Raw genomic sequence first — 23825 nt, 5'->3', positions numbered from 1 at the left:
ACAAAGCGGAATTTGTGCTGCTAATCACATAACGAATCAAATAGTTGACGCTTTATTATAAAAGCTCCACCATACCCTTTAGTCTTTATTTAGCAGCGCGAAAAATAGTAGGAGCCGGTTTGTGATTGCGGACGCTCAGCCTGGGCATATTGATCAGATCAAACAAACAAATGCAGGGGCGGTGTACCGACTGATCGATCAGCACGGGCCGATTTCGCGAATTGAACTGTCAAAGCGCGCCCAGCTGGCGCCGGCCAGCATCACCAAAATCGTGCGCGAACTGCTGGAAGCCCATCTGGTCAGAGAGACCGAATATCAGGAAGTGGGCAGCCGCGGCCGCCCGGCCGTCGGGCTGGTGCTGGATACCGAGGCCTGGCACTACCTGTCCGCCCGCATCAGCCGCGGCAGCATTACGCTGGCGCTGCGCGATCTCAGTAGCAAAATGGTGGTGGAAGAGCAACTGCCGCTGGCGGCGGAGCATGACGAGCCGCTGCTGACGCGTATTCTGACGGAAGTCGATCAATTCTTCAGTCGCCATCAGCGTCTCCTGGAGCGCCTGACGGCGATCGCCATCACCCTGCCGGGGATGATCGATGCCGCCAATGGTATTGTGCACCGTATGCCGTTTTATACGGTGGAAGATATGCCGCTGGGGCCGGCGCTGTCGGCCCGCACCGGTTTGCCGGTGTTCCTGCAGCATGACATCGGCGCCTGGACCATGGCCGAGGCGCTGTACGGCGCCTCACGCGGCTGTCAGAACGTGATTCAGGTAGTGATTGACCATAACGTCGGCGCGGGAGTGATTACCGGCGGGCGGGTGCTGCACACCGGCAGCCAGCGGGTGGTGGAGATTGGCCATACCCAGGTCGATTCGTACGGCAAGCGCTGTTATTGCGGCAACCACGGCTGCCTGGAAACGGTGGCCAGCATTGAGAATATGCTGGAGATAGCCCAGCAGCGGTTGCAGGTATCCGCTGGTTCTACGCTGCGCGATCAGCCGCTGACGGTGGAATCCTTGTGCGATGCGGCGCTGACCGGCGATCGACTGGCTAAAGATATTATTTTAAGCGTCGGGCACAGCGTCGGACGCATTTTGGCGATAATGGTCAATCTGTTTAATCCGGAAAAGATCCTGATCGGCTCGCCGCTTAACCGTGCGGCGGAGATTCTGCATCCCGCGATCATGTCCTGTATTCTCCAGCAGTCCTTACCAATTTATAGCCAGGCGCTGCAGGTTGAGTCCACGCAATTTTTCAATCAGGGCACCATGCCCGGCGCAGCGTTGGTGAAAGAGGCGCTGTACAACGGTTCGCTGTTGGTGAAACTGTTGCAGGGCTAGCGCTTTTGTCGCTGCACGCCAGCTCGTATCAGAGATTGTTATTATTTAACGACAAAATATTGAGCTACCTCAATCCGCCCGCATTTTGTATCCCCTAGAATTTCTCCGTTCTACCTTCCGCCGAAGTGATGGCATTTTTTTTGGTTAACGGAGCATCCCGGGGCATTTTATTCATGTTAAAGCGTTTATTTGTTACAGGTACGGACACCTCTGTGGGTAAAACGGTGATTTCCCGCGCTTTACTGCAGGCTTTCGCCGCACAGGGGCGTAGCGCCGTAGGCTATAAGCCTATTGCGGCGGGCTGTCAGGAAACCAGCGAAGGTATTCGCAATAAAGACGCTTTGGTGCTGCAGGCCTCTTCCTGCGTGCCGCTGAGCTATGAGGAGATCAATCCGATCACCTGTCTGGATGAAGTTTTTCATGCCCACGCCAGCGATGGCGTCAACTACGAGCTGATGAGCCGCGGCCTGAAACAGATAGCGGAAAAGGCCGAGGTGGTGGTGGTTGAGGGCAGCGGCGGTTGGCAGGTGCTGATGAGCGATCTGCGCCCGTATGCCGATTGGGTGGCGCAGGAACAGCTGCCGGTGGTGTTGGTGGTGGGGATTAAAGAAGGCTGCGTCAGCCATGCGCTGTTGACCGCGCAGGCGATCGCCCATGCCGGCCTGCCGCTGCTGGGCTGGGTTGCCAACCGTATCAACCCGGGGCTGGCGCACTATGCGGAAACCATCGATGCCCTACAGCAGCGGATTGCGGCGCCGCTGCTGGGGGAAATTCCTTACCTGCCACGCGCGGAGCAGCGCGAACTGGCCCATTATCTGGACATCAGCGCGCTGCTGAATGGCTAAGCGTTGTGGTAGACCGATACCGGACGTAACCCGCGGGAGATAGTGGTGGCGATCACGCAGGAGAGCAGGATGCCGGGCAGCAGGGTGTATTCGCCGGTCATCTCGAACACCATCAGCGCCGCCATAATCGGCGCATGGGTGGTGGCCGCCAGCAGGGTTGCCATGCCGGTCAGCGCCATCAGCAGCGGGATCGCGCTGCCCAATTCCGGCCACAGGGCGCACAGCTGGCCGACCAGCGAACCGAGCGCCGCACCGACGAACAGCGTTGGCGTAAATACGCCGCCGGGTGCGCCGGAGCCGCTGCTGGCCAGCACCGCCAGTAGTTTGCAGATCAGAATCGCGCCGACCAACAGCACGCCCGGCGGTGCGCTAAGCAGCGCCTGCACCACGCTATAACCGTTCCCCCACACCTCAGGAAACAGCAGCGACAGCAGCCCGACGATCAGCCCGCCCAGCGCCAGCTGCAATGGCGGCGGCAGGCGTAATGAGCGGAAAGCGCGTCCGGTGGCGGACATCGCCGACAGAAACAGCGGCCCGCAGATGCCGGCCAGCACGCCGAGCAGCGCCATCAGCAGATATTGCAGCGGCAACGGAGCCGGCAGCGGTTCGACGTTATACAGCGGCGCCTGGCCGCCGCTCAGCAGATTGGTCACCAGCAGGGCGCTGACGGCGGCGATCACCACCGGCCCCAGCGACGCCAGCATCAGCGTGCCAAACAGAATTTCCGCAATAAACAGGCTGCCCGCCAGCGGGGCGTGGTAGGCGCTGGCCATCCCGGCGGCGGCGCCGCAGGCCACCCACAGTTTCCATTCGCTTTCACGGGTAAAACGCTGGGCAAACACCGAGGCAATCAGCGCCGCCAGCAGGATCATCGCGCCTTCGCGGCCAATGGCGCTGCCGCTGGAGACCACCAGCAACGACGCCAGACACTTCACCAGACTGGCCTTGACGTCCAGCCGGCCGTCGCCGGTTTCAATCGCTTCCATATAGTCGGTCGGCGCGTTGGGCTGCTGATGCTGATAGCGCTGATAGATCCACAGCAGAAAGCCGGCCGCCAGTCCGCCCAGCGCCGGCGTCAGCACGCGTCGCCAGGCGGGCAGCGAGGCAGCGGCGGCCACCAGGCTGCCGTCTTCATGGTCGAGCAGCAGCCACTCCAGCCCCAGCATGGCGCGGTGAAACAGCCAGACCACCAGCGCGGCGGCAATACCGAGGAAGACCGCAATGAACAGGCGGCGCAGCAGGGCGCGATAGTGGCGCAGATGAATCCGTCTTTTCATGCGTCCGTCAAAATAAAATAGTGAATAAAATGAATGAGGCAGGAAGGCATTGTGCTTGTCTGGCGGTGGGAAAACCAGCGAATCTTTGCAGATCCGCTGGTGAGACGACATTCTGGCTTAGTTCGCCGGCGGGGAGGAGGGTTGGTATTTGCCGGTCATGCCATCCAGCAGCGCGACCAGGTCGTCGACGTCGCTGTCAGGCAGCGTGACGCCGACCTGATACTTCAGCATATCCTTCACCGCCTGGTGCAGGCTGGTGACGCTGCCGTCGTGGAAATACGGGGCGGTCAGCGCGACGTTGCGCAGGGTCGGCGTCTTGAAGCGGTGACGGTCGGCTTCATTTTTAGTGACATTGTAACGTCCGTTGTCGGCCTCGGTCAGATTGCCGCGGTCGGCGAAGTAGTCGGCTTTCAGCCCCATCACTTCATATGACTGGCCGCCGAGGTTTTCACCGGTATGGCAGGTGCCGCATTTGTTGTCGCGGAACAGCTGATAGCCGCGCTTTTGCTGGGCGGTCAGCGCGCTTTCGTCGCCTTTCAGATAGCGATCGAACGGGCTGTCCGGCGTCAGCAGGGTTTTTTCAAACTCGGCGATGGCGTCGGTAATGTTATCGCCGGAGAAACCGTCGGCGTAAACGCGCTGGAAATCCGCCTTCAGTCGCGCGTCCTGGTCCAGCTTGCCGATAATCTGATCCCAGGAGGTGGAGGCCATTTCAACCGGGTTGAGCGGCGGTCCGCCGGCCTGCTGCTGCAGATCCGCGGCGCGGCCGTCCCAGAACTGTGAAAAGTTCAGCGCGGCGTTAAACACCGTCGGCGCGTTGATCGGCCCGTGCTGGTCGTTGACCCCCAGTGAAGTGACGCGACCGTCCACGCCGCCGGCGCCCAGTTGGTGGCAATGGGCGCAGGAGATGCTGTTATCGGCAGACAGACGCGGATCGTGGAACAGGCGGAAGCCCAGCGCCACTTTTTGTGCGTCGGTCGGCAGCGAGTCAGGCAGCGGCTGCAGCGCCTGACCGCGCAGCGCTTCCGGCGTACCCGGACGGGTATAGAAGCGTTCACGCTGGGTGCGGATCCAGCTCAGCAGGGTCTGCCGGTCGGCGTCACCCAGTTCGCCGGACCAGTGCACCGCTTTATAGCGCATCGGTGGCATTTCACCGCTTTGCAGCACCGCTTCCATTTTCGCCAGATCCACTTCCGGCACCGCGCCGTCCTGGCTCAGTGCATTCAGGGTCGGGTTCAGGTCGAAATGTTGCGAACCGGTTTTGATATCGTACTGCATCAGCTGCTTGGCCACCGGCAGGCTGGCGTAGAAGGGCAGTTCGGCGGATTGGGTATGGCAGTAATCACAGCCATGCTTGGTGAAAATAGCGTTGATGTCATTATCGGCAGTCGCGGGCTGGCGCTGCTGATCGTAATGATAGATATAACCGACGATGCCCAGATACCCCGCGATCGCCAGGATCGCACACCCCAAAATAATTTTTTTCATCTTGCTCTCGCTCCATTGAGTTTGCTTACAGTGATTGCCGCGCCATCCAACGGGATGGCGAAAAAAACGGCAGTATGGATTGTCGGAGGACGGGCGCGGATGATACTTGATTGATATCAAGCAATTATAGAGTTATGGGCTATCGCTGGAATAGGTTTTGGCTATGGTTCAGAGAAACGGCGGCCGGGGCCGCCAAATTTCAGAATTTACTGAGGATTCAAGGCCCTGCGGGTACGCCCGGAGCTAAGATAATCAGCGATATAATCTTGCGAAATCTCCCCGCTGTAGCGGCCGTCTTCATCGACGATCGGCATCCATGAGGTGTTGTGCTCATACAGCTTCGACAGCACCACCCGCAGGTTTTCCTCGGCTTTGCCGTGCACGCGGAAGTGGTGAATGGCGTCGGCGCAGACGCCCTGTGCGCCGCGCGCCTCACGGCGTTTGACGTAGCCCAGCGGCTTACCGTCATCGTCCACCACCGTCACCGAACGCGCATCGTTGTCATCCATCAGGGCGAAGGCGTCGGCCAGCGAGGTGGATTTACGCACCGTGACGGTGGGCTGCTGGTCGGTGACGTCGCCGGCCTGCACCAGCAGCAGGCGCTTCAGCGTACGGTCCTGGCCGACAAATGAGGCGACGAACTCATTAGCCGGGCGCGCCAGCAGCTCGTCCGCGCTGGCGTTCTGCACGATTTTGCCCTGACGGAACACGGCGATGCGGTCGCCCAGTTTAAGCGCCTCATCAATATCGTGGCTGACCAGCATCACGGTTTTCTTCAGCTGGCGCTGCATATCGAGAAACTCATTCTGGATAGTCTCACGGTTAATCGGGTCGACGGCGCCGAACGGTTCATCCATCAGCAGCACCGGCGGATCGGCGGCCAGCGCGCGGATCACGCCGATACGCTGCTGTTGGCCGCCGGACATCTCTTTCGGATAGCGGCTGAGAAAACGCTTCGGATCCAGCGCCACCATGCTCATCAGCTCTTCGGCGCGCGCGCGGCAGCGCTGTTTGTCCCAGCCCAGCATGCGCGGCACCACGGTGATGTTCTCCTCAATGGTCATATTGGGGAACAGGCCGATTTGCTGGATCACGTAGCCGATATTGCGCCGCAGGGTGACGGTGTCCAGGCCGGCGGTATCCTCACCGTTAATCAGGATTTTGCCGCTGGTCGGCATAATCAGGTGGTTAATCATTTTCAGCGTGGTGGTTTTGCCGCAGCCGGACGGGCCGAGCAATACGCAGATTTCGCCGGCGGGCACTTCCAGATTAACATTATCGACGGCGTTGAACGCTTTGCCGTTCTTCTGTACGAACTGTTTGGTCAGGTTTTCTAATTTAATCATTAGCGGATCCCCTTGGGCGTGAGGGCAATTTGTAAGCGGTGCAGCAGCCAGTCAAGCACGATCGCCAGCAGGCTGATCATGACGGCGCCGGTAATCAGTTGGCGGATGTCGCTGCCGCTGATGCCGTTAAGCAGCAGCAGGCCGAGGCCGCCGGCGCCGATGACGGCGGCAATCGCCATCACGCCGATATTCATCACCACGGCGGTGCGGATGCCGCCGAAAATTACCGGCAGCGCCACCGGAATTTCGACCCAGCGCAGCCGCTGCCAGAAGGTCATGCCGATACCCTGGCCGGCTTCACGCAGGCCGCCGGGCAGATTGTCCAGTGCGGTGTGGGTATTGCGCACGATCGGCAGCAGCGAGTAGAGGAACACCGCAGTGACCGCCGGCAGGTAGCCGATGCCGTGACCGATCAGCGAAAACAGCGGAATCATCAGGCCGAACAGCGCAATGGACGGAATGGTCAGCACGATGGTGGCCAGGCTGAGAATGGGCGTCGCCAGCCATTTATGGCGCACGATCAGCACGCCGAGCGGGACGCCAATCAGAATGGCCAGGCCGACGGCCAGCCCGACCAGCATCATATGTTCCAGCGTCAGACCGGCGATGTAGCCCCAGTTCTGCCATGCATAGATTAAGGTTTGCATCATCTCTCCTTAAATCAGGCCCTGTTGCTTCAGGAAGTCGCGGGCGACCTGCTGCGGCGTCTGATAATCGATATCGACTTTGGCGTTCAGGCGGGTGATCACCGGGTTGGTCAGCTGCTTCGACAGGGTATTGAGCGCCTTTTCCAGCCCCGGCGTGTTTTTCAGCACGTCGGCGCGCACCACCGGCGTGACCGCATAGCTGGGGAAGTAGCCTTTATCATCGTCCAATACCTGCAGGTCGAAGCCCTGCACCCGGCCGTCGGTGGTGTAGATCAGGCCGGCGTCGACAAAGCCGTCGCGGATGGCGTTATACACCAGCCCCGGATCCATCTGACGAATCTGCGGGCGATCGAGCGGCATGTTGTACAGCTTCTGCAGCGGCTTCAGGCCGTCGGAACGCCCGGCAAACTCCAGGTCCAGTCCGAGCAGCCAGTTATTATCGGGGTCGTCCCGGCGCACCTGCTCGATTTTGGCCACCAGTTGCGACATGGTGCGGATATTTTCCTTTTCGGCGCGTTTGCGCTGCATGGCGAAGGCGTAGGTGTTGTTCATATCCGCCGGCTGCAGCCACACCAGGCCGAGTTTGGCGTCGAGTTTTTTCACCGTGTCGTAGGTTTGCTGCGGCGTCATGCGCTGCTTAATATGGTTAAAGATAATCAGCGAGGTGCCGGTGTATTCCCAGGTCATATCGATCTGCTTATTGATCATCGCATTGCGGGTGATCACCGTGGCCAGGTTGGTTTTCGGCTCCACCTGGAATCCCTGCGTGCGCAGATACTGCACCGTGATTTCCGACAAAATACGCTGTTCGGTAAAGTTCTTGCTGGCCAGCGTCAGCGGAGCGGCCCAACTGACGCTGGTAAACAGCAGCAGCGCGCTGAGCAGCGCCGCTTTACCTTGTTTCAGCCAAGGGGTCATGGTGTTCTCCTCAGGATGCGGTGTGCGGGCTGAGCCAGCGGCCCAGCCCGGCCAGTGCCAGATCGAGCAGCAGCGCAATCAGCGCGGTGGCGGCGGCGCCCAGAATCAGGGTCGGGAAATCGTTGAGATAGATGCCCGGGAAGATCAGTTCGCCGTAGCTGCTGGCGCCGATCAGGAAGGCCAGCGGCGCGGTGCCGACGTTAATCGCCATCGCAATGCGCACGCCGGCCATAATCACCGGCAGCGCGTTGGGCAGTTCGACCTGGCGCAGGCGCTGGGCGGCGGTCATGCCGATGCCGTTGGCCGCTTCCAGCAGCGGCGCCGGTACGGAAATCAGCCCGGAATAGGTGTTGCGTACGATGGGCAGCAGCGACGCCAGAAACAGCGCCACCACCGCCGGCTTGTCACCGATACCGACGATCACCATCGCCAGTGCCAGCACCGCCAGCGGCGGCAGAGTGTTGCCGACGTTGAAGATTTGCATGACGTATTCGGCCCAACGACGGGCGAAGGGGCGGCTGAGCAGGATACCGCTGGGAATGCCGACCAGCAGCGCCAGCAGCATGGAGCAGAACACCAGGAACATATGCTGCTCGCCGAGATAAATCAGGTCGACCTGCCGCGCTTTTATCGTCTCCCAGCCGATGCCGTAGATCAGCAGAGCGATCACGGCCAGCAGCAGCAGGCCGCCGAGAACAAAGCGCCGTTGGTGCGCTGAGGTAGTCATGTGGTGCGTCCTCCGTAGTGCGTAACGCCGGTTATAGGGCGCAGTGACGCGCGATGGCGACCCACAGTTGCCGGTGGGGGCCAAACGGGCGTATCGCATTAAAAATGGTGTTATTGGGCAGAAGGCGGCCTCGTCCATGCATTACGCAGAGTGCTGTCCCAATAAGGCTTTAAAATCAATTGTTAATAATGATTTTAACGATTACGAAAGCTGCCGGATCGTGCTGCGTCCGGCTGAATCAAGGTATAACATCCTGTTGTTTTGCTTGACAAGTTTTGCCAGCGAAATCAGGCGATTGAATTTAACAATTTTTTTACCTTAGCCCGCATGGTAGCTAGCCGTAGGCGGTAATGAAAAAAATTACCCGACTTTTCGTTACGCTGTCACAAAATGTTCAATTGATGCCTTTTTAAACTACCGAGATCGCAGAGCGGACAGCGAGCCGGCGGCTTGTCGAGCTGCGCTGATATACTTGATTCTTATTGCCTCACACTTGCGGATTTACTGGTTAAATAATGACTAATGACCTTTTTGCCACCAGGGTGGCGCACCGGCCGCTGATTCTGATCGCCTGTATGCTGGCGATGTTTATGTCGGCCATTGAAGCCACCATTGTGGCGACCGCCATGCCGACCATCATCGCCGATTTGGGCGGCTTTTCGCTGCTTGGCTGGGTGTTTGCGGTCTATTTGCTCACCCAGGCGATTACCATTCCGATTTATGGCCGGCTGGCGGATCTCTATGGTCGCAAGCGGGTCTTTTTCTTCGGCGCTGCGCTGTTTCTGCTGGGGTCTATCCTGTGCGGCTTTTCGCCGAATATGTACTGGCTGATTGGTTTCCGTCTGCTGCAAGGGCTGGGCGCCGGGGCGGTGATGCCGATCGCCACCACCATTATCGGTGACGTCTACGGACCGGACGAACGGCCGAAAGTGATGGGCTATCTGTCCAGCGTGTGGGGGTTTTCCGCCATTATCGGCCCGCTGCTGGGGGCGTTTATCGTCGAACATCTGCCGTGGGCGCTGGTGTTCTGGGTCAATCTGCCGATCGGCCTGCTGGCGATGGCGCTGCTGGGGCGCTACCTGCCGTCCGGCGAGCGGGTGCGCAACCACGCGCTGGACTGGGCGGGCACCGCCTGGATGACGCTGTTCGTCGCCAGTCTGCTGCTGGCGCTGCTGCAGGCGGATACGCTGGGGATAGGGATCGTGCCGATGCTGCTGCTGGCGGCGCTGTCGCTGTGGCTGCTGATTCGTCAGGAGCGCCGCGCGCCGGAGCCGCTGTTCCCGCTGGCGCTGTGGCGCAGCCGGGTGATCGTCGCCGGCAACGTCGGCGGCCTGGCGATCGGCGCGGCGATGATGGGCATCAGCGCATTTCTGCCCACCTTTATTCAGGGCGCGATGGGCGGTACGCCGCTGCAGGCCGGCACCACGCTGGCCCTGATGTCGATAGGCTGGCCGCTGGCCAGCACCTTCAGCGGCCGGTTGATGCTGCTGACCTCTTACCGCACCACGGCGCTGCTGGGGGCCGGGCTGCTGGTCGCCGGCGGGGCGATTTTACTGCTGTTACAGCCGGACGGCGGTCTGCTGTGGGGGCGGGTGGCGGCCTTTATGGTCGGCGCCGGCATGGGGCTGTGCAACACCACTTTTCTGGTGTCGGTGCAAAACGCCGCGCATCACAGCATCCGCGGCATCGCCACCGCCTGTACGGTGTTTACCCGCATGATGGGCTCGGCGATCGGCACCGCGATTCTCGGCGCGACGCTGAATATCAACCTGCAGCTGCGTTTGCCGCAGACCGCCGATCCGGTACAGCAGCTGATGGATCCGGCGCGGCGTGCGGCGCTGGATGCGGAAACGCTGGGGGCGTTGAGTCATCAGGTTGCGCTGTCATTGCACTGGGTATTTCTGGTTTCGGCGCTGGTGTCGCTGTGCGCGTTGGGCGCCGCGCTGCTGGTGCCGGCGCATCAGCGGCCGCAGAGCGAAGAGGGCGAGGCGGAGCGGGTTTGAAAGGAAGCGGGCGCAGCGTGCTGCGCCCGTGAACGGTTATTGCGGTGCGTTGGCATCCTGGCTGGTGCCGGTGGCCGCTGCATCGCTGCCGTCATCGCCGTTGGCGAGACGGGTGTAGACAATTTTCTGTGTGTCGTTTTCGCAATGGCCGACAACCTGGCCGCCGGCCTGTTCGGCCTGATCGTTCGGCACGATATCCAGTTTGAAACCGGATTCCGGTACGCCGTTGGCGATAATTTTTTGCGAAATTTCCGCCTTCACGCTTTCGCATGAGGCAAAGGCCGCCAGCGGCGCCGTGGCCAATAACAGTGCACTCAGTATCAGCGCTTTTTTCATCATTCTGTCCTTGGTTGAGAATGAATTTCCTTTATCAGGATAGCAGTTGCCGATGTGAAAATTAACGCCTACGCAGCGGCTGCAGGCGGTTTAAGGATTAATCCGACGGCCGGTGGTGCGGTCAAGACATTTCAGCGTTGACGGCTCCCAATAGGCGTTGACGTTCAGGCTGTCGTTACAGCGATCTTCATCATCCGCCGCTCTGTCCAGCTTATCGAAGTCTTTCTCCACGCGGGTATTGACCTTGTGGCGCAGGTTACGGGTGTCGTTCCACTGCTCTTTGCTCTGGCGCGCGTTTTCATTGGACATGGCGGTGCCGCCGTTGCCGTCAACGGTAACGCAGGTACTGCCCTGGGTGCAGCTGGCGGCCAGCGCCGGCAGTTGCCAGGCGCCAGACAGCGCCAATGCCGCGACCGGCAGCATCCTGCGCAGCAGTCGTTGGGAGAAAAGTGATTTCATCTTGTTATCCTTATGAGTTAGTGTTGCGACGCCGGACGCGCCGCGGCTGCGGCGATCCGGCACCTGACACGCGCTCGATGAGCGTTTGGTTAATAATAACACTGCGCACTTGCCGGAGACCAGCCAGGCGCGCTTTTCGTTTACCTTTTAGAGAGCTCAGGCACATCATGCTAAAAACCACCTTGCTCTTTTTCGCCACCGCCCTGGCGGAGATCGTCGGCTGCTTCCTGCCGTATTTGTGGCTGAAAAAGGGGGCGAGCGCCTGGCTGTTGTTGCCGGCGGCGCTGAGTCTGATGGCGTTTGTCTGGCTGCTGACGCTGCATCCGGCGGCCAGCGGCCGGGTCTATGCGGCCTACGGCGGCGTATACGTGGCGACCGCGCTGCTGTGGCTGCGGGTGGTGGATGGGATAAAACTGACGGCGTTCGACTGGCTGGGTGCCGGGGTGGCGCTGGCGGGGATGCTGATTATCGTGGCCGGCTGGCGTGCAGCCTGAGAAACGGCGGCAGACAGCGTCTGCCGCGTGAGGGTCAGGCGTCGCGGTGGACGCTCAGTCCGGCGAAGGACTGGCTGACCGGCATGATTTCCAGCGTATTGATATTCACGTGCGACGGCAGCGTCGCCACCCAATACACCGATTCGGCGATATCCTGCGGCGTCAGGGCGTTGGCGCCCTGATAGGTGCGGTCCACCTTGTCGTCGTCGCCTTTAAAGCGCACGTTGGAAAACTCGGTGCCGCCCACCAGGCCTGGCTCAATATCGGTCACGCGCAGGCGGGTGCCCTGCAGGTCGGCGCGCAGGCCGAGACTGAACTGCTTGACGAACGCCTTGGTGGCGCCGTAAACGTTGCCGCCGGCATACGGCCAGTTGGCGGCGACAGAGCCGATATTGATCACATGGCCGACGTTGCGTTCCACCATGGCCGGCAGCAGTTCACGGGTCATATTGACCAGCCCTTTGGCGTTGGTGTCGATCATGGTTTCCCAGTCATCGGCGTTGGCCTTGTGCGCCGGCTCCAGTCCCAGCGCCAGCCCGGCGTTATTCACCAGCACGTCCACCTGACGCCACTGCGCCGGCAGGGCGGCGATGGCCTGATGAATGGCGGCGCGGTTGCGCACATCGAGTTGCACGGTATGCAGGGCGTCGCCCAGCTCATCCTTCAGACTATCCAGACGGTCGATGCGACGACCGGTGGCAATCACCTGGTGGCCTTGCTGGACAAATTTACGTGCAATAGCCTCGCCAAAACCGGCGGTGGCGCCGGTAACAAAAATAATCATCCCTCTGTTCCTCAACTGTTTTTACCCATGTCTGCATCTATGATTAGCATATTCCGCGCCACGGCGGCAAAGGAAGATGGCGGTGCGGCGCAGATTTGCCGTAGCGTGCTGCCGGGTGGCGAAATCAGCGCAGATTATTCGCTGAACGGCGGGATATGGTAGACCAGGCAGTCGAATTTGATGTTATCCCGACGGCCGTTGAATTCACCGTCCAGCGACTCGGCCAGCCGGCGGCTGGGAAGGTTCTGCTCCGCAACCGGATAGATAAAGTAGTGCGGCCGATAGCGTTCGCCGGCCCAGCGGGCAATCGCCTGCAGCAGTTCGCGGCCGTAGCCCTGATGCTGCTGGTCCTCTTTTACCCACAGCCCCAGCTCCGGCGTCGGCGAGCGCAGATTGTGCACGCCGCCCATACCGACAAACTGTTTGTCTTCGCGTCGGCGGACGACAAAAAAGATCTCTTCCCCTTCACGCATCAGCGGCAGCCAGCCCTGCCATACCTCGGCAAACGCCTCGGCGGAGGGTTCCGGCTCAAAACTCATAAAGCGGGTCAGGGTCGGTGTAATCGCCTGGTAAACCTCATCGGCGTCGGCTGCGCTAAAAGGGGTCAGCAACAGCCGTTCGCTGTTTACGCGGCACTGAGAAAGGTCACTGTGAATCATTATTCTTACCTCGCTTTTCAGGCCCGAATGGCAAAAAATCCGCCGGGCTGACGCCGGGCGGATCGTCGATATTACGTGGATTGTCAGCCGATGCGAGCCATTTTTACCCACCGGCGGATAAAAGGGCACAAAGCGTGCGGTTAACCGCGTTTTCCGCTCTCCGGCGCTGAGATAGGCGGCGTTTGCCGGCGAATTTCATTGCCGGCTTCGGCAGGCAGGCCGAAGCTGTCAACCACCGACAGCAGCGCAATACCGCCGATCACCACAAACGCCAGCTGGAAGTTGGCCAGCGGGATTGCATCGCCCGCCGGCGGGAACCAGATCTCCGCCAGCCGCAGAACCAGCGCGCCCACCGCGATACCCAGCCCGCCGCCCATCTGCTGCGCCACGTTGAACAGCGTATTGGCGTCGTTCATTTTACTTTGCGGCACTTCGGAAAATGCCAACGTATTGAGCGCGGTGAACTGCATGGAGCGCGTCAGGCCGCTGACGAACAGCAGGGCGATAATCAGCCAGATTGGCGTCTCCGGCGTCAGCAGCGCGCAGCCGAAGATAGCGGCGGCGTTGAGCAGGCCGTTGACCATCAGCGTGGTGCGGAAATTAAAGCGGTACAGAATGGCGGAGGTAAAGGGCTTCATCGCCAGGTTGCCGGCAAACACCGCCAGCACCAGCAGCCCGGCTTCAAAGGCGCTCAGGCCGAAACCGATCTGGAACAGCAGCGGCAGCAGAAAGGGCACCGCGCCGATGGCCAGCCGGAACAGCGTGCCGCCCCAGATAGTGACCGCGTAACTTTTGACCCGCATCGCCCACAGGTTGATCAGCGGAGCGGCATGCCGTTTGGCGTGGCGCACCGCCAGCGCGCCGACCGCCAGGCTGGCGGCGATGCACAACAGCGGCACCAGCCAGGAGAGCTGCGGATGGTTGATCAGATCCAGACCGAACATCAGGCCGAAGCAGGCAACGCCGGTCAGCACAAAGCCGATGCCGTCAAACGGTGCGCGCTCCTGCTGCGCCTCACCCGGGATCAGCCGCCAGGCCAGCGGCAGCGCCAGCAGCCCCAGCGGCAGGTTGAGAATAAAAATCCAGTGCCATGAGGCATAGGTGGTGATGAAGCCGCCGACCGGCGGCCCGAGGATCGGCGCCACCAGCCCGGGCCAGGTAATGGTGGCGATGGCTTTAATCAAACCGCTTTTATCGGTGTTGCGCAGCACCGCCAGCCGACCCACCGGCACCATCAGCGCACCGCCGAAGCCCTGCAGAATACGGGCGGCGGTAAAGGTGACCAGATCCGCGCTCAGCGCGCACAGCACCGAGGCCAGCGTGAAGATGACAATCGCCGCCGAGAACACGCGGCGTGCGCCAAAGCGGTTGGCGATCCAGCCGCTGGCGGGGATAAATACCGTCAGCGTCAGGATGTAGGCAACAACGCCGATATTCATATCCACCGGCTGCACGCCGAACGCGGCCGCCATCTGCGGCAGCGCGGTGACAATCACCGTACCGTCGAGGTTCTCCATAAAAAATGCGCCTGCCACCAGCAGCGGCAGCGCGCCGACGCGTGAAAAAACGCTCATAACAGAGCGTCCAGAGTAAAACAGCGGCGATTTTCCGGCATAACGGCAACCCAGTGGCGTAGATATTGGTACAGACAAGAGGGTGAGCATAGCGCAATGCGCCATTGTTAAAAAGTGGTTAATAAAGTGAAGGCATCTTTTGAGAATTACCGTAAATGTGAATACCGGATGGCAAAGGAGCGAGCGGCAAGCCGGCCTGCTGCCGCTGGCGCGAGCGGGGCTGCAGCCGTCTGCATGCTGATGGTGCAGCGTCGGGGATATGTGGCGTAACTGAACAGAAATGCTAACGCGTTGGCTCAAGGCTAATACGCATAGCCATTGGCCGGACGGCGAAAAATAATCGTTGCGCAACAATGGTGCAGCGCAATATTGCATGAATAAAGGCAAACGGTTGCTATTTAACCGCAACCGTTTGCTTATGCGGAGGATATTTATCCTGTGATTTTACGCATAATGGAGTGTTTTTTAATTGACTGATTTTTCAGTGTTTATTCTGTTTTCTGCATGCTGGCATGGCGATTGCTATCTTTAATTTATCGCCTGCAATTGATGATAAATTCGCCATGCGTTAACCGGTGAAATATTTATCGCCGCCGGTTGCGCTATGCGCGCCAGAAAAATAGGAACAGCATTATGAGCATGTCATTTACCCACGCCATTCGTGGCAATTTTTTCGATATTGCCGCCTGCGTGGAACAACCGGAACAACTCGGCGCCCAACTGCGGCATCTGCCGGACGGTCTGCTGCTGCTGAATCAGGGGCGCATCGTCTGGTTCGGCGAGTGGCAACAGGGCGCAGCGCTGCTGCCGGCCGGCACGGCGGTGACGGACTACCGCGATAAACTGGTGGTGCCGGGCTTTGTCGACTGCCACATTCACTATCCGCAAACTGAAATGATCGGCGCCTATGGCGATCAACTGCTGGGCTGGCTGCAGCGCTACACCTTTCCGGTCGAAGGGCGCTTTGGCGACGCGGAGCATGCTGAGAATATCTCTGCATTTTTCCTGCAGCAGCTGTTGAGCAACGGTACCACCACCGCGCTGGTGTTCGCCACCGTGCATCCGCAGTCGGTCGACGCGCTGTTCACACAGGCAGCTGCGCTCAATATGCGGCTGATTGCCGGCAAAGTGATGATGGACCGCCACGCGCCGGAGGCGCTGCTGGAGACGCCGGCGCAAAGTTATCAGCAAACGCGGGCGCTGATCCGCCGCTGGCACGGTAAACAGCGGCTGGGCTATGCCCTGACGCCGCGCTTTGCGCCCACCAGCTCCCCGCAGCTGCTGGCGCAGGTGCAGCGCCTGTGGCAAGAGTTTCCCGACGTCTGGCTGCATACCCACCTGAGCGAAAATCGCGATGAAGTGGCCTGGGTGAAAGAACTGTTTCCGCAGCAGCGCAACTATCTGGACGTTTACCATCAATACGGGCTGACCGGTGAGAAAAGCGTCTTCGCCCACTGTCTGCATCTGGAAGACGCCGAATGGCAGTGCTTGTGTGATACCCGCTCATCGATCGCCTTTTGCCCGACCTCCAACCTGTTTCTCGGCAGCGGGCTGTTTAAGCTGCAGCAGGCCTGGCGGCGGAAGGTCCGGCTGGGCATCGGCAGCGACGTCGGGGCCGGCACCACCTTTAATATGCTGCAGACGCTGGGGGAAGCCTACAAAGTGGCGCAGTTACAGGATTACAAACTGGCGGCCGGCGAAGCCTTCTATCACGCCACGCTGGGCGGCGCGCGCGCGTTGGCGCTGGACAGCCATATCGGCAACTTTGACGTCGGTAAAGAGGCGGATTTTGTGGTGCTCGATCCGGCGGTCTCGCCGCTGCAACAGCTGCGCTACGCCAACAGCCGCACGCTGGATGAAGTGCTGTTTATGCTGATGACGCTCGGTGATGACCGCAACGTGTATCGCACCTATGTGGACGGCAAAGTAGTGTTTCAGGCGCCGCAGCGGCAGGAGGCGGCATGATCCAGTTTCTGCTGAACGATACGCTGAAAAGTGAACGGCTCGATCCCAATACCACGGTATTGCAGTATCTGCGCCGCCATCTGCGCCGCTGCGGCAGCAAAGAGGGCTGCGCCTCCGGCGACTGCGGCGCCTGCACCGTGGTGCTGGCAGAGGCCGACGGCGAGCGGCTGCGTTACCGCAGCGTCAATGCCTGCCTGACGTTTGTCAGCGCGCTGCATGGCAAACAGTTGCTGACCGTTGAGGATCTGCGCCATCAGGGGCGGCTGCATGCGGTGCAGCAGGCGATGGTGGACTGCCACGGCTCTCAGTGCGGCTTTTGCACGCCGGGGTTTGTGATGTCGCTATTTTGCCTGCAAAAGAACAGCGACGGCTATCAGCGCGAGCAGGCTTTGCAGGCGCTGGCGGGCAACCTGTGCCGCTGTACCGGCTATCGGCCGATCGTTGCGGCGGCGCAGCAGGCGTGTACGGCAAAAACGCCGGATCAGTTCGATGCCCGACAGGCGGAGACACTGACTCGTCTGCGCCAGATCCCCGCCGCAGACGAGTCGGCCGGCGACGGCAAACGCTGCCTGATGCCGCAAACGCTGGATCAGTTGGCGCAATGGTATGTGCAGCATCCGCAGGCGAAATTACTGGCCGGCGGCACCGATCTGGCGCTGGAAGTGACGCAACGCCACCAGGATCTGCCGCTGACCATCGCCATCGGCCAGCTTGCCGAACTGCGGCAGATTGAGCGGGGCGCGCAGTTACGCATTGGTGCCGGCGTGACGCTGAGCGAACTTTACCGCGCGCTGGGGCATGAGCATCCGGCGCTGGGGGCGCTGCTGCAGCGTTTTGCATCGCAGCAAATCCGCAATCAGGGAACGCTGGGGGGCAATATCGCCAATGCCTCCCCGATCGGCGACGGCGCGCCGCTGTTGCTGGCGCTGGATGCGGTACTGACGCTGCGCTGCGGCGCCCAGCGGCGTGAACTGCCGCTGGACGCCTTCTTTCTCGCCTACCGGCAGACGGCGCTGCAGCCGGGGGAATTTATCGAAAGCATCCAGCTGCCGGCGTCGATCCCGGCGGATTTCCGCATCTGGAAAGTCTCCAAACGGTTGGAGGATGATATTTCCGCAGTGTGCGGCGCGTTTAACCTGCAGATTGAAGACGGCAGGGTGCGCTCTGCGCGCATCGCCTTCGGCGGCATGGCCGCCACGCCGAAACGGGCGGTCGCCTGCGAGCAGGCGCTGCTTGGCGCGCGTTGGGAGCACGCCAGCGTGGAGCGGGCGGCACAGGCGCTGACGCAGGATTTCACCCCGCTCAGCGACTTTCGCGCCAGCGGCGCCTACCGCATGTTGGTGGCGCAAAATTTGCTGCGCCGCTATTTCATCGCGCTGAGCGCGCCGGCCACCGTTATTGAGGTAACCAGCCATGAGTAAGCGACCCCAACCAGAACGCAGCCAGGCCGAGCTGGCCGCACAGTTCGGCCGGCCGCTGCGCGGCGGCGTCGGACGTAGCCAGAAGCACGAGAGCGCCGATAAGCACGTCAGCGGCGAGGCGCAATACATTGATGACCAGCTGGAGTATCCGCGGCAGCTGCATCTGGCTGCACGGCTGAGCGAGCGTGCACATGCGAAGATTGTGGCGCTGGACTGCGCCGCCTGCGCGCAGTTTCCCGGCGTGGTGCGGGTGATGACCTGGCAGGACGTACCGGGAGAGCTGGATATCGCCGCGCTGACCGCAGGCGATCCGCTGATGGCCAAAGATCGGGTCGAGTATGTCGGTCAGGTGGTGGCGGTGGTGGCGGCGGAAGATGAGGAAACCGCCTGGCGAGCGGCGCAGTCGATCGTCATCGACTATCAGGATCTGCCGGCGCGCCTGGACGTTGAACAGTCATACCGCAACGGCTGGCTGGTCGAGGAGAGCCATCGCCACCGTCGCGGCGACGCGGAGGCGGCGTTGGCGCGTGCGCCACACCGGCTGCAGGGCGAGCTGCGCATCGGCGGCCAGGAGCATTTCTATCTGGAAACCCAGATTTCTGCGGTGGTGCCCGGCGAGGACGGCAGTATGCGGGTCTCTTCCTCTACCCAGAACCCGAGTGAGGTGCAGAAACTGGTGGCCTCGGTGCTGGCGCTGCCGCTGCATAAAGTAACGGTCGACACCCGGCGGATGGGCGGCGGCTTCGGCGGTAAAGAGACGCAGGCCGCCGGGCCGGCGTGCCTGTGCGCACTGGCGGCGCACCTGACCGGCCGGCCGGCGAAGATGCGCCTTAACCGCCGTGACGACATGATGATCACCGGCAAACGTCACCCGTTCTACATTCACTACGACGTGGGGTTTGACGACAGTGGCCTGTTGAGCGGTATCAACATCGACCTGGCGGGCAACTGCGGCTATTCGCTCGACCTGTCCGGTTCGATCGTCGATCGGGCGATGTTCCACGCCGATAACGCCTATTTCCTGCAGGATGTGGTGATAACCGGCCACCGCTGCCAGACCCATACCGCGTCGAATACCGCCTATCGCGGCTTCGGCGGCCCGCAGGGCATGATGGCGATCGAGAACATTATGGACGTTATTGCCCGCCACCTGGCGCTGGATCCGCTGGCGGTGCGGAAAACCAACTACTACCGGCAGAAAACGCGCAATGTGACCCATTATCAGCAGCCGGTCGGCCAGAACCTGCTGGCGGAGATTACCCGGCGGCTGGAACACAGCGCCGACTACCGGGCGCGCCGCGCGGCGGTGCGGGCGTTCAATGCGCGCAGCCCGCTGCTGAAAAAGGGGCTGGCGCTGACGCCGGTGAAATTCGGCATTTCGTTTACCGCCAGCTTCCTCAATCAGGCCGGGGCGCTGCTGCTGATCTATACCGACGGCAGCATGCAGCTTAATCACGGCGGCACGGAGATGGGTCAGGGTCTGAACACCAAGGTGGCGCAGGTTGTGGCCGAAGTGTTCCAGGTGGATATTGCGCGGATTCAGATCACCGCCACCGATACCGGCAAAGTGCCGAACACCTCGCCGACGGCGGCGTCGTCCGGCACCGATCTGAACGGCAAAGCGGCGGAAAACGCCGCGCTGACCATTAAACAGCGGCTGATCGACATGCTGGTCAAACAGCACCAGGTGCCGGCGCGGCAGGTGGTGTTCAGCAACGGCCAGGTGCGGGTCGGCGAGCGCTACTTCAGTTTTGAACAGGTCGTCCAGCAGGCCTATCTGAACCAGATTTCGCTGTCCAGCACCGGCTATTACCGCACGCCGAAGATTTTCTACGATCGCGAGGCCGGCGCCGGGAATCCCTTCTATTACTTCGCCTACGGCGCGGCCTGTTCTGAAGTATTGATCGACACCCTGACCGGCGAGTATCAGCTGCTGCGCGCTGATATCCTGCATGACGTCGGCGACTCGCTCAATCCGGCCATTGATATCGGGCAAATCGAAGGGGGATTTGTGCAGGGCATGGGCTGGCTGACCTGCGAGGAGCTGGTATGGGATGAACAGGGCCGGCTGCTGACCAACGGGCCGGCCAGCTACAAGATCCCGGCAATAGGTGATGTGCCGGCCGATCTGCGGGTATCGCTGCTGGAAAACCGCCGCAACCCGCAGCAGACGGTATTCCGCTCCAAAGCGGTGGGCGAGCCGCCGTTTATGCTGGCGATTTCGGTCTGGTGCGCGATTAAGGACGCGGTCGCCAGCCTGAGCGATTACCGGCGTCAGCCGGATATTGACGCGCCGGCTACGCCGGAGCGGGTGCTGTGGGGCGTACAGCAGATGCTTTCAGGTGACAGTGTCACCAAAAGTCTACGGGAGGGTGAAGATGGCGCACTGGATTGATGCCTTGGCCGCCCTGCGGCAGCGCGGCGAACCCTGCGTGCTGGTCACCGTGATTGATGAGCACGGCTCCACGCCGCGCAACCGCGGCGCGAAGATGCTGGTGACCGCCGGGCAGGCGCTGGACACCATCGGCGGCGGGCACCTGGAGTTTCAGGCGCTGGAAATTGCCCGCGCCATGCTGCAGCAGGGCGAGACGGCGCTGCGGCTGGAGAGCTTTCCGCTGGCGGCGCGGCTGGGGCAGTGCTGCGGCGGCCACGTCCGCGTGCTGTTTGAGCCGCAGAACGCGGTACGGCCGCAGGTAGCGCTGTTCGGCGCCGGCCATGTGGGACGCGCGCTGGCGCAGATCCTGGCGACGCTGCCGCTGCAGGTGCGCTGGTTCGACAGCCGGGTAGAACAGTTTCCGCCGCAGGTGGCCGCCAATATTTTGCCGCAGCTGTGTGAGGATCTGCCGGAAGCGGTCGATGACTTGCCGCCGGGTTGCCTCTATATTGTGATGACCCACGATCATGGTCTCGATCTGGCGCTGGCGGAGCGTATTCTTAAACGTAACGACGCCGCCTATTTCGGGCTGATCGGTTCATTGACCAAGCGGAAGCGTTTCGAGTATCAGCTCGGTTTGCGCGGTGTAGCACCGACGGCGTTGGCGCGGATGCGCTGCCCGCTGGGGCTGGCGGACGTGAAGGGCAAACTGCCGGCGGAAATCGCCGTCGCCGTTGCCGGTGAAGTGATCGCCCATTACGCCGGCGGGCAAGAAGCGCGGCGCTAATCAGTTGTTTTTGCTGAATCTGACAACTGCGCCTAAGCTTGGGATGGCATTGGGGAAGCGTGATTCCCCGCACCCTACATGGAGGAGTTTGAATTGATGCGTTTATCCACTTTAGTGTTAGCGATGAGCATGGCATTGGGCACGCAGGCGCAGGCCGAGGAGAGCAAAACCCCCTCCGAACATGCGGCGCTGCCCAGCGGCCAGGCGAAGGAGGCGACGGTGACCGGCGAAGCCAATCAGCACGAGAACCAAAAAAGCGACAACCCGTTCTTCTACCAAAGCCGTCTGCCGTATCAGGCGCCGCCGTTCGATCAGATTAAAGAGAGCGACTACGCGCCGGCGATTGATGAGGGCATCAAACAGAAACTGGCGGAAGTGGACAAGATCGCCAATAACCCGGCCAAGGCGGATTTTGACAATACCCTGGTGGCGCTGGAAAAAACCGGCGCGCTGCTGACCCGGGTGATGAGCGTATTCGGCGCCATGACCTCCGCCAATACCAGCGACGCCCTGCAGAAACTGGATGAAGAGGTGTCACCGAAGCTGGCGGCGATGGACGACGCCATTATGCTCAACAGCAAGCTGTTTGCGCGGATTAAAGCGGTGTATGCGCAGCGTGACTCGCTGAAGCTGGATGCGGAATCCCGCCGTCTGCTGGAAGTGGCTTACCAAAGCTTTGAGCTGGCCGGCGCCAACCTGTCGGACGCCGACAAAACCAAGCTGAAGGCGCTGAACCAGGAAGCGGCGACGCTCAGCACCCAGTTCACCAATAAGCTGCTGGCGGCGGCGAAGAACGGCGCGCTGGCCATCAGCGACAAGAGCAAACTGGACGGCCTGTCCGCCGGCGAACTGGCGGCAGCGGCCCAGGCGGCCAGCGAACGCAAGCTGGATAAACAGTGGCTGCTGGTGCTGCAGAACACCACCCAGCAGCCGGATCTGCAGACCCTGAAGGATCGCGACACGCGCAAGGCGCTGTTTGACGCCTCATGGACGCGCGCCGAGAAGGGCGACGGCAACGACACCCGCCAGACCATCGCCCGGCTGGCGAAGATCCGCGCCGAGCAGGCCAAACTGTTAGGCTTCCCGGATTACGCCTCGTGGAAACTGCAAAATCAGATGGCGAAAACGCCGAAGGCGGCGCTGAGCTTTATGCGCGATATCGTGCCGGCGGCGACCGCGCGTGCGCAGCGCGAGGCGAAGGATATTCAGGCGGTGATCGACCAGCAAAAAGGCGGCTTTAAACTGGCGGCCTGGGACTGGCAATACTACGCCGAGCAGGTGCGCAAGGCGAAGTACGACCTGGATGAATCACAGATCAAACCTTACTTTGAGCTGAATAACGTGCTGAATAACGGCGTGTTCTACGCGGCTAACCTGTTGTATGGCATCACCTTTAAACAGCGTAAGGATATCCCGGTGTACCAGCCGGACGTGCGGGTGTATGAGGTGTTTGATAAGGACGGCAAATCGCTGGCGCTGTTCTATACCGACTACTTTAAGCGCGATAACAAGGGCGGCGGCGCTTGGATGAGCAACTTCGTCGAGCAGTCGAAGCTTAACGGCACCAAACCGGTGATTTACAACGTCGCCAACTTCACCAAACCGGCGCCCGGCCAGCCGGCGCTGCTGTCGTATGACGATGTGATCACCATGTTCCATGAGTTTGGTCATGCGCTGCACGGCATTTTTGCCGATCAGGAGTACCCGAGCCTGTCCGGCACCAATACCGCGCGCGACTTCGTCGAGTTCCCGTCGCAGTTTAACGAGCACTGGGCGCGCGATCCGAAAGTCTTTGCCCACTTCGCCAAGCATTATCAGAGCGGCGAGGCGATGCCGCAGGAACTGGTCGACAAGATCAACAAGGCCGACAAGTTCAACAAAGGCTACGATATGACCGAACTGCTGTCGGCGGCGCTGCTGGATATGCACTGGCATATGCTGAGCGCCGATCGGCCGCAGCAGGACGTCGACAAGTTCGAGGCGCAGTCGCTGCAGAAAGATAACATCGATCTTAGCTATGTGCCGCCGCGCTACCGTTCCAGCTACTTCCAGCATATCTGGGGCAACGGCTATGCCGCCGGCTACTACGCCTATCTGTGGACCGAAATGCTGGCGGACGACGCTTTCCAGTGGTTCAGCGAGCACGGCGGCCTGACGGCGGAAAACGGCCAGCGCTTCCGTGATATGGTGCTGTCGCGCGGCAACAGCGAAGATCTGGAAAAACTGTATGAAACCTGGCGCGGTAAAGCGCCGAGCATTGAACCGATGCTGATCAACCGTGGGTTGAAAGAGCAGTGATTGATCGCGAGGGATACCTCACGGTGAAATAGGGGATCCGGGCAACCATCCGCCTTCCATCTGAGAAGGCGGATCGTTTAAAGG

At 60.9% G+C, this 23825-nt stretch carries 20 protein-coding genes; 9 read left to right on the top strand and 11 right to left on the bottom strand.

What is annotated here, in order from left to right:
• The first annotated feature begins 121 nt into the window (after nt 1-121).
• Both CLM71_RS12335 and bioD read left to right on the top strand, forming a co-directional pair.
• Nucleotides 122-1339 carry an ROK family transcriptional regulator gene (locus CLM71_RS12335; RefSeq protein WP_105231268.1) on the top strand — a complete coding sequence of 406 codons (1218 nt, stop codon included), beginning with the start codon at nt 122-124 and terminating at the stop codon, nt 1337-1339.
• Between the two features lie 173 nt (nt 1340-1512).
• On the top strand, nt 1513-2184 hold the full coding sequence (gene bioD, locus CLM71_RS12330; protein ID WP_105231267.1) for a dethiobiotin synthase: 672 nt from the start codon (nt 1513-1515) through the stop codon (nt 2182-2184).
• Here bioD and clcB read toward each other — a convergent pair.
• The 6 genes from clcB to CLM71_RS12300 form a co-directional block, all read right to left on the bottom strand.
• Nucleotides 2181-3461, bottom strand: coding sequence for a voltage-gated ClC-type chloride channel ClcB (clcB, locus tag CLM71_RS12325; RefSeq protein ID WP_105233364.1), 1281 nt, complete (start codon nt 3459-3461; stop codon nt 2181-2183). The genes bioD and clcB overlap by 4 nt on opposite strands.
• A 117-nt stretch (nt 3462-3578) precedes the next feature.
• Nucleotides 3579-4949, bottom strand: coding sequence for a cytochrome c peroxidase (locus CLM71_RS12320; RefSeq protein WP_105231266.1), 1371 nt, complete (start codon nt 4947-4949; stop codon nt 3579-3581).
• A 206-nt stretch (nt 4950-5155) separates the two neighbouring features.
• On the bottom strand, nt 5156-6295 hold the full coding sequence (gene osmV / locus CLM71_RS12315) for an osmoprotectant ABC transporter ATP-binding protein OsmV (protein WP_105231265.1): 1140 nt from the start codon (nt 6293-6295) through the stop codon (nt 5156-5158).
• Nucleotides 6295-6942 carry an osmoprotectant ABC transporter permease OsmW gene (osmW, locus tag CLM71_RS12310; protein WP_105231264.1) on the bottom strand — a complete coding sequence of 216 codons (648 nt, stop codon included), beginning with the start codon at nt 6940-6942 and terminating at the stop codon, nt 6295-6297. Before osmW ends, osmV begins: the two co-directional genes overlap by 1 nt.
• A gap of 9 nt (nt 6943-6951) precedes the next feature.
• Nucleotides 6952-7860, bottom strand: coding sequence for a glycine betaine ABC transporter substrate-binding protein (locus tag CLM71_RS12305; RefSeq protein WP_105231263.1), 909 nt, complete (start codon nt 7858-7860; stop codon nt 6952-6954).
• A 10-nt stretch (nt 7861-7870) separates the two neighbouring features.
• Entirely contained in the window at nt 7871-8587 is a 717-nt protein-coding gene (locus CLM71_RS12300; RefSeq protein WP_105231262.1) for an ABC transporter permease, read from the bottom strand.
• A 515-nt stretch (nt 8588-9102) separates the two neighbouring features.
• Between CLM71_RS12300 and CLM71_RS12295 the strand changes: the two genes are divergently transcribed.
• Nucleotides 9103-10590, top strand: coding sequence for an MDR family MFS transporter (locus CLM71_RS12295; RefSeq protein WP_105231261.1), 1488 nt, complete (start codon nt 9103-9105; stop codon nt 10588-10590).
• Nucleotides 10591-10626: 36 nt separating this feature from the next.
• On the opposite strand, the gene CLM71_RS12290 is transcribed toward CLM71_RS12295, so the two are convergent.
• Together CLM71_RS12290 and CLM71_RS12285 are read right to left on the bottom strand one after the other, a co-directional pair.
• Nucleotides 10627-10926 (bottom strand): DUF1161 domain-containing protein, encoded by a 300-nt coding sequence (locus CLM71_RS12290; protein WP_105233362.1) that lies wholly within the window; start codon nt 10924-10926, stop codon nt 10627-10629.
• 90 nt (nt 10927-11016) lie between these two features.
• Nucleotides 11017-11385 (bottom strand): DUF1283 family protein, encoded by a 369-nt coding sequence (locus CLM71_RS12285; RefSeq protein ID WP_105231260.1) that lies wholly within the window; start codon nt 11383-11385, stop codon nt 11017-11019.
• 167 nt (nt 11386-11552) lie between these two features.
• Here CLM71_RS12285 and CLM71_RS12280 point away from each other — a divergent pair, with 167 nt between their 5' ends.
• Nucleotides 11553-11879, top strand: a complete 327-nt coding sequence (locus tag CLM71_RS12280; RefSeq protein WP_105231259.1) for a YnfA family protein — start codon at nt 11553-11555, stop codon at nt 11877-11879.
• A gap of 34 nt (nt 11880-11913) precedes the next feature.
• On the opposite strand, the gene ydfG is transcribed toward CLM71_RS12280, so the two are convergent.
• The 3 genes from ydfG to CLM71_RS12265 all read right to left on the bottom strand — a co-directional run bounded on the left by ydfG (nt 11914) and on the right by CLM71_RS12265 (nt 14896).
• Nucleotides 11914-12663 (bottom strand): bifunctional NADP-dependent 3-hydroxy acid dehydrogenase/3-hydroxypropionate dehydrogenase YdfG, encoded by a 750-nt coding sequence (gene ydfG, locus CLM71_RS12275; protein ID WP_105231258.1) that lies wholly within the window; start codon nt 12661-12663, stop codon nt 11914-11916.
• A gap of 134 nt (nt 12664-12797) precedes the next feature.
• Nucleotides 12798-13322 carry a GNAT family N-acetyltransferase gene (locus CLM71_RS12270; RefSeq protein WP_105231257.1) on the bottom strand — a complete coding sequence of 175 codons (525 nt, stop codon included), beginning with the start codon at nt 13320-13322 and terminating at the stop codon, nt 12798-12800.
• Between the two features lie 140 nt (nt 13323-13462).
• On the bottom strand, nt 13463-14896 hold the full coding sequence (locus tag CLM71_RS12265) for an MFS transporter (protein WP_105231256.1): 1434 nt from the start codon (nt 14894-14896) through the stop codon (nt 13463-13465).
• 633 nt (nt 14897-15529) lie between these two features.
• Between CLM71_RS12265 and guaD the strand changes: the two genes are divergently transcribed.
• From guaD to dcp, 5 genes are all read left to right on the top strand, one after another.
• Nucleotides 15530-16861, top strand: coding sequence for a guanine deaminase (gene guaD / locus CLM71_RS12260; RefSeq protein ID WP_105231255.1), 1332 nt, complete (start codon nt 15530-15532; stop codon nt 16859-16861).
• Complete coding sequence (gene xdhA / locus CLM71_RS12255) at nt 16858-18282, top strand: xanthine dehydrogenase small subunit (protein WP_105231254.1); 1425 nt, start codon at nt 16858-16860, stop codon at nt 18280-18282. Before guaD ends, xdhA begins: the two co-directional genes overlap by 4 nt.
• Nucleotides 18275-20677 carry a xanthine dehydrogenase molybdopterin binding subunit gene (gene xdhB / locus CLM71_RS12250; protein WP_105231253.1) on the top strand — a complete coding sequence of 801 codons (2403 nt, stop codon included), beginning with the start codon at nt 18275-18277 and terminating at the stop codon, nt 20675-20677. The genes xdhA and xdhB overlap by 8 nt, the downstream gene beginning before the upstream one ends.
• Nucleotides 20661-21443: a xanthine dehydrogenase accessory protein XdhC gene (gene xdhC, locus CLM71_RS12245; protein WP_105231252.1), complete on the top strand. Its 783-nt coding sequence runs from the start codon at nt 20661-20663 to the stop codon at nt 21441-21443. The genes xdhB and xdhC overlap by 17 nt, the downstream gene beginning before the upstream one ends.
• Nucleotides 21444-21539: 96 nt before the next feature.
• The gene (dcp, locus tag CLM71_RS12240) at nt 21540-23741 is read left to right on the top strand and encodes a peptidyl-dipeptidase Dcp (RefSeq protein WP_105233360.1); all 2202 of its coding nucleotides are present in this window, start codon (nt 21540-21542) and stop codon (nt 23739-23741) included.
• Nucleotides 23742-23825 lie beyond the last annotated feature (84 nt).

The sequence above is a fragment of the Serratia sp. MYb239 genome, from assembly GCF_002966855.1.
Classification (GTDB): domain Bacteria; phylum Pseudomonadota; class Gammaproteobacteria; order Enterobacterales; family Enterobacteriaceae; genus Serratia_B; species Serratia_B rhizosphaerae.
This window is presented reverse-complemented; position numbering and strand designations above follow the sequence as displayed.

Coding starts and splice junctions, on each gene's coding strand:
- bioD (WP_105231267.1), top strand. CDS start 1,513: ATGTTAAAGCGTTTATTTGTTACAGGTACGGACACCTCTGTGGGTAAA.
- clcB (WP_105233364.1), bottom strand. CDS start 3,461: ATGAAAAGACGGATTCATCTGCGCCACTATCGCGCCCTGCTGCGCCGC.
- CLM71_RS12320 (WP_105231266.1), bottom strand. CDS start 4,949: ATGAAAAAAATTATTTTGGGGTGTGCGATCCTGGCGATCGCGGGGTAT.
- osmV (WP_105231265.1), bottom strand. CDS start 6,295: ATGATTAAATTAGAAAACCTGACCAAACAGTTCGTACAGAAGAACGGC.
- osmW (WP_105231264.1), bottom strand. CDS start 6,942: ATGCAAACCTTAATCTATGCATGGCAGAACTGGGGCTACATCGCCGGT.
- CLM71_RS12305 (WP_105231263.1), bottom strand. CDS start 7,860: ATGACCCCTTGGCTGAAACAAGGTAAAGCGGCGCTGCTCAGCGCGCTG.
- CLM71_RS12300 (WP_105231262.1), bottom strand. CDS start 8,587: ATGACTACCTCAGCGCACCAACGGCGCTTTGTTCTCGGCGGCCTGCTG.
- CLM71_RS12295 (WP_105231261.1), top strand. CDS start 9,103: ATGACTAATGACCTTTTTGCCACCAGGGTGGCGCACCGGCCGCTGATT.
- CLM71_RS12290 (WP_105233362.1), bottom strand. CDS start 10,926: ATGAAAAAAGCGCTGATACTGAGTGCACTGTTATTGGCCACGGCGCCG.
- CLM71_RS12285 (WP_105231260.1), bottom strand. CDS start 11,385: ATGAAATCACTTTTCTCCCAACGACTGCTGCGCAGGATGCTGCCGGTC.
- CLM71_RS12280 (WP_105231259.1), top strand. CDS start 11,553: ATGCTAAAAACCACCTTGCTCTTTTTCGCCACCGCCCTGGCGGAGATC.
- ydfG (WP_105231258.1), bottom strand. CDS start 12,663: ATGATTATTTTTGTTACCGGCGCCACCGCCGGTTTTGGCGAGGCTATT.
- CLM71_RS12270 (WP_105231257.1), bottom strand. CDS start 13,322: ATGATTCACAGTGACCTTTCTCAGTGCCGCGTAAACAGCGAACGGCTG.
- CLM71_RS12265 (WP_105231256.1), bottom strand. CDS start 14,896: ATGAGCGTTTTTTCACGCGTCGGCGCGCTGCCGCTGCTGGTGGCAGGC.
- guaD (WP_105231255.1), top strand. CDS start 15,530: ATGAGCATGTCATTTACCCACGCCATTCGTGGCAATTTTTTCGATATT.
- xdhA (WP_105231254.1), top strand. CDS start 16,858: ATGATCCAGTTTCTGCTGAACGATACGCTGAAAAGTGAACGGCTCGAT.
- xdhB (WP_105231253.1), top strand. CDS start 18,275: ATGAGTAAGCGACCCCAACCAGAACGCAGCCAGGCCGAGCTGGCCGCA.
- xdhC (WP_105231252.1), top strand. CDS start 20,661: ATGGCGCACTGGATTGATGCCTTGGCCGCCCTGCGGCAGCGCGGCGAA.
- dcp (WP_105233360.1), top strand. CDS start 21,540: ATGCGTTTATCCACTTTAGTGTTAGCGATGAGCATGGCATTGGGCACG.